General features: G+C 59.3%; 14 protein-coding genes. All 14 read left to right on the forward strand.

What is annotated here, in order from left to right:
* Positions 1-29 precede the first annotated feature (29 nt).
* Entirely contained in the window at positions 30-1,100 is a 1,071-nt protein-coding gene (rfbB, locus tag ACTIF6_RS19500; protein ID WP_439589592.1) for a dTDP-glucose 4,6-dehydratase, read from the forward strand.
* Complete coding sequence (gene rfbD / locus ACTIF6_RS19505) at positions 1,097-1,993, forward strand: dTDP-4-dehydrorhamnose reductase (RefSeq protein WP_439589593.1); 897 nt, start codon at positions 1,097-1,099, stop codon at positions 1,991-1,993. Before rfbB ends, rfbD begins: the two co-directional genes overlap by 4 nt.
* Positions 1,990-2,880, forward strand: coding sequence for a glucose-1-phosphate thymidylyltransferase RfbA (rfbA, locus tag ACTIF6_RS19510; protein WP_439589594.1), 891 nt, complete (start codon positions 1,990-1,992; stop codon positions 2,878-2,880). The genes rfbD and rfbA overlap by 4 nt, the downstream gene beginning before the upstream one ends.
* Positions 2,877-3,425: a dTDP-4-dehydrorhamnose 3,5-epimerase gene (rfbC, locus tag ACTIF6_RS19515; protein WP_439589595.1), complete on the forward strand. Its 549-nt coding sequence runs from the start codon at positions 2,877-2,879 to the stop codon at positions 3,423-3,425. Before rfbA ends, rfbC begins: the two co-directional genes overlap by 4 nt.
* A 67-nt stretch (positions 3,426-3,492) precedes the next feature.
* Positions 3,493-4,365, forward strand: a complete 873-nt coding sequence (locus ACTIF6_RS19520; RefSeq protein WP_439589596.1) for a hypothetical protein — start codon at positions 3,493-3,495, stop codon at positions 4,363-4,365.
* A gap of 59 nt (positions 4,366-4,424) precedes the next feature.
* Entirely contained in the window at positions 4,425-5,528 is a 1,104-nt protein-coding gene (gene gmd, locus ACTIF6_RS19525) for a GDP-mannose 4,6-dehydratase (protein ID WP_439589597.1), read from the forward strand.
* Between the two features lie 14 nt (positions 5,529-5,542).
* Positions 5,543-7,069, forward strand: coding sequence for a lipopolysaccharide biosynthesis protein (locus ACTIF6_RS19530; protein ID WP_439589598.1), 1,527 nt, complete (start codon positions 5,543-5,545; stop codon positions 7,067-7,069).
* 36 nt (positions 7,070-7,105) lie between these two features.
* Positions 7,106-7,816: a class I SAM-dependent methyltransferase gene (locus tag ACTIF6_RS19535; RefSeq protein ID WP_439589599.1), complete on the forward strand. Its 711-nt coding sequence runs from the start codon at positions 7,106-7,108 to the stop codon at positions 7,814-7,816.
* Positions 7,816-8,889, forward strand: coding sequence for a glycosyltransferase (locus tag ACTIF6_RS19540; protein ID WP_439589600.1), 1,074 nt, complete (start codon positions 7,816-7,818; stop codon positions 8,887-8,889). The genes ACTIF6_RS19535 and ACTIF6_RS19540 overlap by 1 nt, the downstream gene beginning before the upstream one ends.
* Complete coding sequence (locus ACTIF6_RS19545; protein ID WP_439589601.1) at positions 8,886-9,932, forward strand: glycosyltransferase family 2 protein; 1,047 nt, start codon at positions 8,886-8,888, stop codon at positions 9,930-9,932. Before ACTIF6_RS19540 ends, ACTIF6_RS19545 begins: the two co-directional genes overlap by 4 nt.
* Before the next feature lie 7 nt (positions 9,933-9,939).
* Positions 9,940-10,908 (forward strand): GDP-mannose 4,6-dehydratase, encoded by a 969-nt coding sequence (locus ACTIF6_RS19550; protein WP_439589602.1) that lies wholly within the window; start codon positions 9,940-9,942, stop codon positions 10,906-10,908.
* A 10-nt stretch (positions 10,909-10,918) separates the two neighbouring features.
* Entirely contained in the window at positions 10,919-12,154 is a 1,236-nt protein-coding gene (locus tag ACTIF6_RS19555; protein ID WP_439589603.1) for a class I SAM-dependent methyltransferase, read from the forward strand.
* A gap of 97 nt (positions 12,155-12,251) precedes the next feature.
* Positions 12,252-13,478 carry a hypothetical protein gene (locus ACTIF6_RS19560; RefSeq protein ID WP_439589604.1) on the forward strand — a complete coding sequence of 409 codons (1,227 nt, stop codon included), beginning with the start codon at positions 12,252-12,254 and terminating at the stop codon, positions 13,476-13,478.
* On the forward strand, positions 13,475-14,356 hold the full coding sequence (locus tag ACTIF6_RS19565) for a glycosyltransferase (protein WP_439589605.1): 882 nt from the start codon (positions 13,475-13,477) through the stop codon (positions 14,354-14,356). Before ACTIF6_RS19560 ends, ACTIF6_RS19565 begins: the two co-directional genes overlap by 4 nt.
* Positions 14,357-14,365: the final 9 nt, after the last annotated feature.

Consider the following 14,365-nt stretch of genomic DNA (forward strand, 5'->3'; position numbering starts at 1 on the left):
CCTCCTCCACGCAAATACAGGGACGACTCATGATTCTGGTCACTGGTGGCGCCGGCTTCATCGGCGCCAACTTCGTGCTCGACTGGCTTGCGTTGAATGACGAGCCGGTCATCAACCTCGACAAGCTGACTTACGCCGGCAACCTGGAGAGCCTCTCCAGCCTGCAGAGTGACTCGCGCCACGTGTTTGTGCAGGGTGACATCGGCGACAGCGCCCTGGTGTCGGGCCTGCTCGCCACCCACCAGCCTCGCGCAGTGGTCCATTTTGCGGCCGAAAGCCACGTCGACCGCTCCATTCACGGGGCCGAGGATTTCATCCAGACGAACATCGTCGGCACCTTCCGGCTGCTGGAGGCGGTGCGCGCCCACTGGGCAGCGCTGCCCGAGGCAGACCGTGCCGCATTCCGGTTCTTGCACGTCAGCACCGACGAGGTGTACGGCAGCCTGACGCCCGACGCGCCGGCCTTCACCGAGACCCATGGCTTCGAGCCCAACAGCCCTTACTCGGCCAGCAAGGCGGCCAGCGACCACCTGGTGCGCGCCTGGCACCACACCCACGGCCTGCCGGTGATCACCACCAACTGCAGCAACAACTACGGCCCTTACCATTTCCCGGAAAAGCTCATCCCGCTGATGATCGTCAATGCCCTGGCTGGCAAGCCCCTGCCGGTGTACGGCGACGGCATGCAGGTGCGCGACTGGCTCTACGTGAAAGACCATTGCAGCGCCATCCGCCGTGTGTTGCAGGGCGGCCAGCTGGGCGAAACCTACAACGTGGGCGGCTGGAACGAGCAGCCCAACATCGAGATCGTACGCATCATCTGCAGCTTGCTTGACGAGTTGCGCCCGCGCGCTGATGGCGCTTCCTACACCACCCAGATCACCCACGTGAAGGACCGCCCCGGCCACGACCGGCGCTACGCCATCGACGCGCGCAAGATCGAGCAGGAACTGGGCTGGAAACCCGCCGAGACCTTTCAGACCGGCATCCGCAAGACGGTGCAGTGGTACCTGGACCATTCTGATTGGGTGGAACGTGTGCAGAGCGGGGCTTACCGTCAGTGGGTGAAGGCGCAGTACGGCACGCCGGCCACCGCATGAAGATACTGCTGCTCGGCAAGAACGGCCAGGTCGGCTGGGAGCTGCAACGCAGTCTGGCCCCTTTGGGTGAACTGGTGGCGCTGGATCGGCGCGATGCCGACCTCTCTCACCCTGAGCCACTGCGCGAGCGCGTGCGGCAGTTGCGTCCCGCCGTGGTGGTGAACGCAGCCGCCTACACCGCGGTGGACAAGGCCGAGAGCGAGCCCGTGCTGGCCCATGCCATCAACGCGCTGGCACCTGGCGCGCTCGCCGAAGTAGCCCACGAGGTCGGCGCCTTGCTGGTTCATTTCTCCACCGACTACGTGTTCGATGGCAGCGGAGATGCCCCGCGCGCAGAGGCTGCTCCCACGGGACCACTCAGCGTGTACGGCCAGACCAAGCTCGAAGGAGAGCAACGCATCCAGGCCGCCTGCGACCGCCACCTGATCCTGCGCACCAGCTGGGTCCACGCCGCGCGCGGCGGCAACTTCGCCAGGACGATGCTGCGCCTGGCCCAGGAGCGCGAAGAGCTCAAGGTGATCGACGACCAGATCGGTGCACCCACCGGGGCCGACCTGATCGCCGATGTGACGGCGCATGCCATCCGCCAGGCTGTGCGCGACCCCGCCTGCATGGGCGTCCACCACCTGGCGGCGGCGGGCGAAACCTCGTGGCACGGCTATGCCCGCTTTGTGCTCGACATGGCGCGCGAACTGCAACCTGGGCTGGTGTTGCGCGCACGCGAGGTCCTGCCCATTCCCACCAGCGCCTATCCCACGCCGGCCCGGCGTCCGCTCAATTCCAGGCTGGACACCACCCGCCTGCGTCAGACTTTCGGCCTCAACCTGCCGCACTGGAAAACGGGCGTGCAGCGTATGCTTTCTGAAATCCTGGGACCCAAGGCAACAACATGACCCTGCAGCGCAAAGGCATCATCCTCGCGGGCGGCTCCGGCACCCGTCTGCACCCGGCCACGCTGGCCATCAGCAAGCAACTGCTGCCGGTGTACGACAAGCCCATGATCTACTACCCACTGACCACACTGATGCTCGCCGGCATCCGGGAAGTGCTGGTGATCAGCACGCCGCAGGACACACCACGCTTCCAGCAGTTGCTGGGCGACGGCAGCGCCTGGGGCATGACCCTGCAATATGCGGTGCAGCCCTCTCCCGATGGACTGGCACAGGCCTTCATCATTGGCGCCGACTTCCTGGGCAACCACCCCAGCGCGCTGGTGCTGGGCGACAACATCTACTACGGCCACGACTTCACCACGCTGCTGGCCGATGCCGACCGCCAGGCGAGCGGTGCGACCGTGTTCGCCTACCACGTGAACGATCCTGAACGCTATGGCGTGGTGGCGTTCGACGCCGCTGGCAAGGCCCGCAGCATCGAGGAAAAGCCTACCGCCCCGCAAAGCAACTACGCCGTGACCGGTCTGTATTTCTACGACGAGCAGGTGGTCGACATCGCGCGCGCGGTCAAGCCCAGCGCGCGCGGCGAACTGGAGATCACGGCGGTGAACCAGGCCTACCTGGATCGCGGGCAACTGAGCGTGCAGATCATGCAGCGTGGCTACGCCTGGCTGGACACCGGCACGCACGAGAGCCTGCTGGAAGCCAGCCAGTTCATCGCCACGCTGGAACACCGCCAGGGACTGAAGATCGCCTGCCCCGAAGAGATCGCATGGCGCAATGGGTGGATCAACCGTGCGCAGCTGGAAAAGCTGGCGCAGCCTCTGGCCAAGAACGGGTACGGGCAATATCTGTTGCGACTGCTGAAAGAACCGGTGCTGCGATGAAAGTCACACCCACTCAAATTCCTGAGGTGCTGATCATCGAACCGAAAGTGTTTGGCGACGAACGGGGCTTTTTTTTCGAGAGTTTCAACGAACGTGCCTTTGAGCAGGCCACTGGCCTCAAGCATCGTTTTGTTCAGGACAACCACAGCCGCAGTACCAAAAGCGTCTTGCGCGGCATCCACTATCAGATACAGCAACCGCAAGGCAAGCTGGTGCGCGTGGTACGAGGCACGGTGTTTGATGTGGCGGTGGATCTGCGCAAAAGCTCACCCAACTTCGGCCACTGGGTTGGTGTTGAATTGAGCGAAGCCAATCACCGTCAGTTGTGGGTACCTCCTGGCTTCGGGCATGGGTTCCTTGTCACCAGCGAGTCTGCGGACTTTCTCTACAAGACCACGGACTACTACGCCCCCGAACACGAGCGATGCGTGGCCTGGAACGACCCATCCATCGGCATCGAGTGGCCGCTCCATGGTGGCGAACCCTCACTTTCGGGCAAGGATCGACTCGGGGCCTTTCTCGATAAAGCGGAGTTGTTTGAGTAGGCCGTGAATGCAGTGCGTTGTTGACATAGGGGGTACTTTGGAGCGAAATCTGGAAGAGGCGGATGAAGTGGGACTGCTGGACCTGCTGATCCTGGTGGCAGAAAACATCAAGTTGCTCATCGCAGGCTCGTTGCTCGCGGGAGTCATTGCGGCTGGTCTGGCCTACATCGCTCCGAAAAGCTACGTCAGCCATGCTTCTCTGACTTTGCCTGTGCCGACCGTGGCGCCAGCATTGGAGCACGTTCACGCCGTGTTGAAGGATCAAACACCGCTGCAGGCAGCGGAATTGATGACCTCCCCACGCGTACTCGATCCCTTGATTCAACGCCTCAATCTGAATGAAGCGCGCTCGATTGAACTGGCGCAGAATGAAGTTTTGAGCCGGTTCAGAGTGACAACTGACCTGCAAGGCGTGTTGAACCTTGAAGTCACCGGAAAAACACCCGAGCAGGCACAGACCCTGGCGAACGCCATTATCGACAGCTGGCTGGCCAGCACCACCCCCAGCCCTTCGCAGCGCGAAGAACTTCAGAAACTGCTGACCTATGCGGAGTCGTCTCTGGAGACCTCGCGTCGGATGATCGAAAAACTGTCGGTTGAAGCCACGACCCCGGCAGTCGATGAAAGCGGCCTTGAGCAAACCTATGTTCGTGCCACGCTGATGACTGCATTCGAATTGCAAGCCCGCTACCTGAGCGAGACGACAGAAATCCTGCGCCTTCTCCAGGGATACTCACGTGAAGTCGTCAAGCGGCCTCCTAGCCTGCCCGTCCAGTCAGAGTCCCTGCCCATAGGCTTGATTGCCCTGCTCGGTGCGATGGCAGCAGCCCTGTTGCTGATGCTCTGGATCTTCCTCGTCCACGCCTGGCGCAGCGCGGCGCGGGATCCGAGAGTCGCACCCAAGCTGCTACGTCTTCGGTCCGCGCTGGGTCTGAAGTAGGCAATCCCGACGTCGAACGCGTGAAGGCGCGATTCGAGAACCGCAACAGAGAACATCACATGAACAACAAGATTGCACTGATCACAGGCGTGACCGGCCAGGACGGCGCCTACCTGGCCGAGTTCCTTTTGAAGAAGGGCTACATCGTGCATGGCATCAAGCGCCGTGCTTCGATGTTCAACACCGCCCGCATCGATCACCTGTACCGAGACCCGCATGAGGCCGGGGTCCGCTTTTTTCTGCACCACGGCGACCTGACCGACTCCAGCAGCCTCATTCGCATCATCCAGCAGGTGCAGCCCGACGAGATCTACAACCTGGCCGCTCAGAGCCATGTGGCCGTCTCTTTTGAGGAGCCGGAGTACACCGCCAACTCCGATGCCTTGGGCGCCTTGCGCGTTCTGGAAGCGATCCGCATCCTGGGCATGGAGAAAAAGACGCGCTTTTACCAGGCCTCCACCTCCGAGCTGTACGGTCTGGTGCAGGAAACGCCGCAGAAGGAGACCACGCCCTTCTATCCGCGCTCACCCTACGCGGTGGCCAAGCTCTACGCCTACTGGATCACCGTGAACTACAGGGAAGCCTACGGCATATACGCGTGTAACGGCATCCTGTTCAACCACGAATCGCCGGTTCGCGGTGAGAACTTCGTGACGCGAAAGATCACACGCGCGCTGGCGCGAATCAAGCTGGGTCTTCAGGAGCGGCTTTACCTCGGCAATCTGGACGCCAAACGGGATTGGGGACATGCCAAGGACTATGTCGAGATGCAATGGTTGATGCTGCAGCAGCAAACGCCTGAAGACTTCGTGATCGCGACAGGTGAGCAGTACAGCGTCCGCGATTTCGTCAATGCGGCTGGCCAGGAATTCGGCATGTCGATCCGTTGGGAGGGATCCGGCGTGGACGAAAAGGGGTACTGGGACGAGGTCCCAACTGGTCAAAACCCCCTCATTGTTGCGGTCGATCCCCGGTACTTCCGCCCCACCGAGGTAGAGACCCTGTTGGGCGACGCCACCAAGGCCCGAGAAAAACTGGGGTGGACCCCTCGCACCACTTTTGCCGAACTCGTGGCTGAAATGGCCCGAGAAGACTTGCGCTCTGCGGAGCGGGACGAACTGGTGAAGCGGCACGGCTACCAGACGTTGCACCAGCACGGCTGAGTCCGATCTTTTTCATGGAAGATATCAAGCGCGCACTTGCGATTTCAATCCTTGCCCGGGGATGGACCGCAGCGCTGGGCCTGCTTGCAGTGCCAGTTTATCTTCGTTTCCTCGGGATTGAGGCCTATGGCCTGGTCGGCCTGTTCACAAGCTTTTCGGTGCTGGTGGGGTTTCTGGATCTTGGCCTAGGCGCCACCCTGGTCAGAGAGCTCGCGCGCCTCTCCGCCCACGGCCACGAAATGGCTCATAGCCGAGACGTGACGCGAACTTTTGAGACAACCTATGGGCTGATCGCGATCGTGATCTGTGTTCTTGGCCTGGCAGCCTCATGGCCTATCGCACAGCACTGGATTCAGGTTGATCAACTGGACCGCAAAGAGGTGGCGGCTGCGCTTGCCCTGGCAAGCGTGGCTCTCGCATGCCAATGGCCAACCAATCTCTACACCTCGGGACTGGCAGGCAGGCACAGGCAAACACAGTTGAGCATGGCCACAATGCTGTTTGCTTCATTGCGCGTCTTGATTACATTGTTGGTGATCTGGCATACACCCACCTTGCAAGCGTTCTTCTGGGCTCAGATCGGCACCGCTCTGCTTCATACGTTTGGTCTGCGATTCCTTTTGTGGCGATCACTGATCAGCGAACAGCATCGCCCCGCCTTTCGCTTGTCCATCTTGCGCACCTCCATCAGCTTCGCAGGAGGAATGACCGGGATTGCCATCACGAGCATCGTATTGACTCAGGCAGATAAGTTGATTCTGAGCAACGCCTTGAGTTTGAGTGATTTTGGCGTGTATGTGATCGCAGGGACACTGGCCACAGGCCTCTACATGCTGATCACCCCACTGTTCTCCATCATGTATCCCCGGTTCTCCGCCCTGAGTCAACAGCAGGATCAAAGCAAGTTGATCGACCTGTATCACACGAGCAGCCAGACTCTGACCTTACTCGTCGTTCCCGTAGCCGCCGTTGTCGCGGTCTTTTCGGAGCAGGTCCTCTATGTCTGGACAGGCAACCCGACGCTGAGTGCGCAGGGGGCTTGGATTCTGGCGTTCCTCATCATTGGAAATGCCTGCAATGGCCTCATGAACATGCCATTTGCACTTCAACTGGCCGCAGGATGGACTCAGCTTTCCATCTGGATGAATGTGGGGGCCATCGCAGTGCTGGCACCTGCCGTCTGGTGGTCTGCGAACCGCTATGGAGCAGCGGGTGGCGCCGCCGTCTGGGCTTTGCTCAACTTAGGCTACATCGTGTTGACGCCGCACATCATGCACCGACGTCTGCTGAAGAAGGAAAAACTCACCTGGTACTGGGCAGACGTCATTCTTCCTGCCCTTACCTGCGCGGCTGCACTGGCGGTTCTGTATTCATTGCCCATGATGGATACCTCACGGATATCCATTGCCCTCACCCTCATCGGCTACTGGACCTTCGCTGCGCTTGCAACCGCGTTCACGCTGCCCAGGGTTCGCACGCGCGCGCTAGGAATGGCACGAGCGTCATGGGCTCGCGGTCGCATCCATCAGCTGCCGAAGTGATCCCTACGAATACCCATCCATTTGGAGTTAAAAATCATGTTTGAAGTTCTGCAAAGCAAACAGGCAATCAAAGAGGCCCGCGCGGCCATGGTTCGCCAAGGACGCTCTGTCCTCGAGGGCGGGCTGTCGAACGTCATGAGAAAGCTTCGCCTTTCCGACTCTCTTGCTGTCGGAGACATGGTGAAGAGTTGGGATGTAGATCGTACGCTCACATTCATTGAGCAAAAGCTCCCCAAAGACGCGCGCATCCTGGACCTGGGCGCCTTCTGTTCGGAGGTCCCGGTGGCATTGGCGCGCATGGGCTTCAAGGGCGTTCATGGTGTCGACCTGAACCCAGCCGTCTCCTCGATGCCACATGCTGATACCGTGAACTACAGCGTGAGTGATTTCATGCACACGCCATTCCCGGCGGCCAGCTTCGATGCCATCACATCGATCTCCGTGATCGAGCACGGCTATGACCCAGAACGCTTGTTTGCCGAAGTGGGCCGCTTGCTCAAACCGGGAGGCTATTTCATCGCTTCCTTTGACTACTGGCCCGAGAAGATCAATACCGGAGACACCCGCTTCTTCGATATGAGCTGGCTGATTTTTTCGCGAGAAGATGTGGACGCCATGCTGAGGGTTGCCCAAACGCATCAGCTCAGTCCGGATGGTGACGTTTCAGCTCAGGCGAAGGACCGGGCCATCCATTGCGCCGGATACGACTACACCTTCGGTTGGCTGGTGCTCCGAAAGGATGCCTGATGCGCATCTTGTTGGTGGTCGGTGCTTTTCCTCCGGCGCACTGCGGCGTTGGAGATTACTCGGAGAAGCTTGCAATGGCGCTGGCGAAGGCTCCGGGCATGACGATCGGCGTCCTGACCACTCAGCAGACCAACCCCACCCGCGCTGATGGCGTCGTGATCTTGAACAAGGCGACCTCATGGCGAATGGTGGAGCTGTTCGCATTGATCCGGAGTATCCGGGCGTGGGGTCCTGACATCCTGCACATTCAATACCCCTCGCAGGGGTTTTTCGAACGGGTCCTGCCACATGTTCTCCCCATCATCTGTCGCCTGCTGAAAATCAAGGTGGTGCAGACTTGGCACGAGCCGTACCGATTGCGTCGTTTCCCTCAGTTGTTCTTGAACCTCTTCGGTGCGAATGGCCTGATTTTTGTGAGGCCGAACTACCTGGAGCTGCTGCCACTAAGCTTCCGAGCCTTCGTTAAGCGTTTCCGTTTCTTGGTTATCCCCAATGCCAGTTCATTGCCGATGAGCAGTCTCTCGGCCCGTGAAGTCGCTGACTTGCGATTCCGCTACTTGAACGGCAAGACGAGGTTGATTGTTTTCTTCGGCTTTCTTTATCCAAGCAAAGGTGTTGAGCAATTGTTCGAGATTGCAAACCCTCTGTCGGACCGTCTGGTTCTCGCCGGCCCTGTTGCCGATCCAGCATATCAAGCGCAGTTGAACTCCCGGGCGGCGTTGCTTGGCTGGGAAAAAAATGTGCAATTTGCCGGCTTTTTGCCCTCCGAAGCAGCTGCCAATCTACTGGCGGCGGCGGATGCCGTGCTACTTCCGTTCTTGAGTGGTGGAGGCGAATGGAACACGTCCATCCATGCCGCCCAGTCTCAAGGCACTCTGGTCATCACCACATCAAAAAATGCAGTCGGCGATGATCCTGTGGGAAACATGTACACAGCTGCGCCAGGTTCCATTGACGAAATGCGGGATGCTCTCGATAGGCTCTCCGGACGACGCAGTCCACCTCGATCTCCGGATGCCCAATGGGACCAGATCGCAGAGGCCCACCTGATTTTCTATCAAGGCATCCGATGAGCATCGTGCAGCGCCTGCCCGCAGAAACCGGCATTCAGTTGTCGATCTGCATCACCACCTACAAACGGGGACCGTTCATTGGGGAAACCTTGGACTCCATCCTCCCGCAGGTCGGAAACGGTGTGGAACTCCTGGTGGTGGATGGTGCGTCTCCGGACAATACGCCAGAAGTGATGGCGGAGTACGTGTCGAGACATCCCGAAATTCGGTATTTCCAAGAGCAGAAGAACTCAGGAATTGATGGTGACTACGACAAGGCTGTTGGGTATGCCCTGGGGAAGTACTGCTGGCTGATGACAGATGATGACCTGCTCAATGAAGGAGCCGTAGCGACATTGTTGAAGGTGCTGGAGGAAGATCCGGACCTCGTCGTGGTGAACTCGGAACTCAAGACGGTGGATATGTCCACGGTGCTTGCAGGCAACATGCTGGACCTCACTGGCCAGGAGAGATACGAACCTCAAGAGGCCGAGCGTGCGTTTGGCGATGTCGCGAAATACATGTCTTTCATCGGCGGAGTGGTCATCAAACGAAGTGTGTGGCTCGATCGGGATCGCGTTAGCTACTACGGTAGTCTATTCATCCATGTAGGGGTAATTTTTCAGCGGCCCGTGGGAATGATTCGGGTCATTCGCAGGCCATTGATTGCCATTCGCTACGGCAATGCCATGTGGACGCCTCGTGGCTTCGAGATCTGGATGTTCAAATGGCCGGGCTTGATCTGGTCTTTGGCCAACTACAGCTCAGACGCAAAAGCCAGAATCTGCATTCGAGAACCATGGCGGGTGAAAAAGAAAGTTCTCCTGTACAGGGCGCTTGGCGGGTATGGCCGTGAAGAGTTCCGTCGGTTCATTGCGCCGAGAGTCAGTGGATTCTCACGTCTGGCCTACGCCACGATCGCCGTGCTGCCTCCTGCATTGATGAATTCCCTCGCCAGCGTTTACTGCGCATTCATCAATCGCAAAGCGCGCTCAGACCTCTATGACCTCTCCCGGAGCAGGCATTCGACGTGGCTGAGCCGGGCCCTGGCTCGAATGCTGTGATCGATTCATGAAAACAGCATTGATCACCGGCGTGTCGGGGCAGGATGGTTCCTACCTGGCGGAGCAACTCCTTGAGCGTGGATACCGCGTCCTGGGAGGCTCGCGGAATGTCGACTTGACGGCGGAGACCATCCCAACAGAGCTGCGCGGAAAACTTGAACTCGTCTTCTGGGACATGCGCGACCTCTCTGGCATGAAAGAGCATCTGTCGCGTCTGCGCCCCAGCGAGATCTACAACTTCGCGGCGCACTCCACCGGCTCCGGCATGTACGACGATCCGCTGGACATGTCCGACATCAATGGCATTGCTGTCACCCGCATTCTGGAGGCCATCAGAACGGTGGACCCGAAGATTCGGTTTTGTCAGGCGTCGAGTCGAGAGATCTTCGGGGAAGCGCTGGAAAGTCCACAGACGGAAGTCACACCGCCGAACCCCAGAAGCCCGTACGGCGCGGCGAAGCTTTATGCAGATTGCATGATCCGCATCTACCGGCTTCGCCATGGGCTGCACGCCGGCTCGGCCATCCTGTTCAATCATGAAAGTCCGCGCCGCAGCCGCCAGTTTGTGACGCGAAAGATCACCCACGAAGCTGCAAGAATCAAGCTGGGCTTATCGCACGAACTGCACCTGGGCAATCTGGACACCCAACGGGATTGGGGATTTGCTGGAGATTACGTCCGTGCCATGTGGCTGATGCTGCAGCAGGACAAGGCCGACGATTACCTGATCGCCACGGGCCAAGCCCATACCGTGCGTGAGTTCTGCGAAGTGGCGTTCGCTCGTCTCGACCTGGACTATCGCGACCATGTGCGTGAGGATGCCGCTTCTTACAGACCCTCTGAACCGGCGCCACTGGTGGGGTCCTCCACCAAGGCCCGACGAGATTTGGGCTGGGAACCGAAAGTGAGTTTTCGAGAGCTGGTCCACATGATGGTGGATGCCGATCTGCACGACTTGCGTTTGTCGACTAACTGATGGAATAAACATGACCTACAAGAAAATCGAACGGTGCCGGATCTGCGGCAATCACCAGCTCGAGCGTGTGCTGGACTTGGGTGAACAGATGCTCACGGGCGTCTTCCCTCGTGAGAAAGGCGCTGATGTCACCAGGGGCCCTTTGCACCTCGTCAAGTGCACGGGGGGAGGCGAGACCTGCGGTCTGCTCCAGCTAGAGCACTCTTACGACCTTGGCGAAATGTACGGAGAGAACTACGGGTACCGCTCCGGCCTGAACGCCAGCATGGTGGCGCACCTGCACAACAAGGTGAAACGCATCCAGGGCCTGGTTGAATTGCGCGATGGCGATCTGGTGATCGACATTGGCAGCAACGACAGCACCACGCTGCAGGCTTATCCCTCCCAAGGTCTTTCGCTGGTAGGCGTGGACCCGACCGGCGTCAAGTTCCACTCCTATTACCCGCCCCACATCCAGTTGATTCCCGATTTCTTTTCCTCCAAGCTGGTTGAAGCTCGCTTCCCGGGGAAGAAGGCGAAGGTCGTCACATCGTTCTCCATGTTCTACGACCTCGAAGATCCCATGGGATTCATGCAGCAGGTCTTCGACGTGCTGGCCGACGATGGCATCTGGGTGTTCGAGCAGAGCTACATGCCCACCATGCTGGACACCAATTCCTACGACACCGTGTGTCACGAGCATCTAGAGTTCTACGCATTGCGGCAGATCCAATGGATGGCCGACCGTGTGGGTTTCAAGATCGTCGATGTCGAATTCAACGACGTGAATGGAGGCAGTTTTTCGATCACGGTATCCAAGTCGAACGGCGACACGTCCACGGTGCCTGCCGTGCAGGCAATTCTCGACAACGAGCGCGCCAGGGGGCTGGACACCTTGCAACCCTTCCGCGATTTTTCGGACCGCGTACAAGCATCACGAAGGAAACTGCTGGCGTTCTTGGCTGAGGCACGAACGCAGGGCAAGCGCGTAGCAGTGCTCGGCGCATCCACCAAAGGCAATGTTTTGCTGCAGTACTGCTCGCTCACCACTGGCGACGTGGAATGTGTAGGCGAAGTGAATGCTGAGAAATTCGGTTGCTTCACTCCAGGAACCTGGCTTCCCATCGTCGACGAGAACGAACTCCTGACCAACGAGCCGGACTACCTTCTGGTGCTCCCCTGGCATTTTAGGACGTTCTTCATGGCAAACCGGAAGTGGAAAACTGCCAAGTTGGTGTTTCCGCTGCCGCACCTGGACGTGGTGTGACACCACGACCTGTCACCACGACCTGAGTTCTCCCGCGCGCTCCATCAGCAGCAGCATGGCCATCTCTTCACTCACCCAGTTCTCCATGGCGACCTTGATGATGATGATCTTCATCATCCCTCAGTCGTTCCTGTGGCTGAAGGTGCCGTGCCTGAGCGTGGTGCTGGTCTGGATGCTGGTGGAAGGAACGCGGGATCGCTGGAAAATCCGGTCGCACGCATTCCTGCCTTACTACCTCATCTTCGGCTTCCTCTCCGTCGCATGGTGCATCGTTGGCTTGGCGAGAGGGAACCCAGAGATCGCAATCGTGGAAGCGCTGCGGGTGTACGTGGTCTACATGGCAATCTTCTGTGCTTTGACTCTCTACGTCTCCAATCTCGAGTATCAGGCCCATGCAGACCGTATCGTCATCGCTGGCGCCTTCGGCATTGGCGTGGTGGCTTTATACGCTTTGCTGGATCACATCTTCCGGCTCGGCTGGCTTCCCCAGTCCATCAAGGATGACATGTACCTCCAGGTCGGACTGCATCCCGGGTATGTGCAGATGAACAACGTCAACATCGGCATGTTGACGTTCATCGTCCCCTATCTGTTGAGCAGGGTGTTGCTGGGCGAACGGAATGAGCGTCAAGCCTGGCTGCTCCTAGGCCTCGCGGTCGCGGTGGTATCTGCCGTACTGGCTTCACGGCGTGTGGTGCTGGTGCTTCTGGTGCTCACGCCACTGCTCGCCTTCGCGCTCACGGTGCTGGCGGGCCACGCCAGACAACATCATTTGCGACGATTCGTCCAGTTCTACTCTTTCCCATTGCTGGTCGCAGGATTCGGCGGTCTGATGGTGGTGTACGGGGGATTTGATTTTTTTGATGGCTTTGCGGGGCGTGTCGCGGCCGCTTTCAATACCGACGCGGACGCCCCCCGGCCACAGCAGCATGTCGCCTTGATGGCGGCCTTCGCCGACAGCTACTTCTGGGGTTCGGGTTTTGGCGGCCTCACGTCGGTGGTCCGTTCTGACGAGAGGCCCTGGACCTTCGAGCTCACCTATTCGCGGCTGTTGTTCAATGCAGGCCTCCTGGGCATGGGCATCTTGCTGCTGTTCTTCTGCACATATCTGTACCTGACGCTGCGCAAGATCCGCCGCAGTGCCCACACGTCCATCCAGGTGTCGCTGCTGACAGGGTTTCTCACTGTGCTGATTGCCGCGGCGTCGAACCCTTACCTTTCTTCCTTCGACTTCTTGTTCGCGCTATCTATCATTCCGCTCATCCTGAACAGCAGAGACCAGCCCCGACCAGCGCGCGCGCCGGGTGAAGGAGTTCTGCAGTGACCGCAACCCGAAAGGTGGCGGCCGTCGTCACGACCTTCCAGGGCGGCGAATCCCTCCGGCTCCACCTGGAGCGAGTCGTCGAACAGGTCGAGGTGGTGGTCATCGTTGACGACTCTGGCGATCCATCGAGGAAAGACGCCTTCACCTTCATTGGCATGGAGAAGGCCATCGTCTTGCGAAACGAAGATAACCTGGGCATCGCTGCCGCCTTGAACCGGGGCATTGCACAAGCGGGCGCCATGGGATGCGACTGGATCATCACGCTGGACGACGACACGCTGGTCTCCAGGACCTACCTGGACGACGTGTTCCACTTTGTCCAGACAGGCGCCCAGCCCAGAGCAGGGCTCATCGCGTGCTCGCGCGAGGGCAGCGAGCCGTCCGCCAGCGACGACCCCTACGGCTACAGGATCAAACGCACGCTGATCACGTCGGGCTGTGTGTTTGAATTCCGCTCCTTCCAGGAGATCGGTGGCTTCGACGAAGGCTTGTTCATTGACCTCGTGGATTTCGACTTCTGCACCCGGCTGAGACAATCTGGTCGATCATTGGTCTTGCTGAACAAGCCGGGCATGGCGCATCGGGTGGGGAGCGCGCGCACAGTACGCCTGGCGGGATTGGCCATCGTGGTCTACCACCACGCGCCGTTCCGGCTGTATTACCAGATGCGCAATGTGTTTCTTTTTGCCAGAAAACACCTGGCCTTTGACCCGGTGCTCAGTCTTTACCTGCTGCTCGATGCGTTCCGGCTACCGCTCAAGGCGCTGTTCTTCGAGCAACAGAAGTGCGTCCGCTTCTTCTACCTCGGCACCGGTCTGCTGGACGGGCTGCGGGGCCGCGATGGCCGGCTGACTCGCCGGTTTGCCGAGTCGTCCTGAAGATGCCAC

The sequence above is a fragment of the Hydrogenophaga sp. genome, from assembly GCF_051860785.1.
GTDB lineage: Bacteria > Pseudomonadota > Gammaproteobacteria > Burkholderiales > Burkholderiaceae_C > Hydrogenophaga.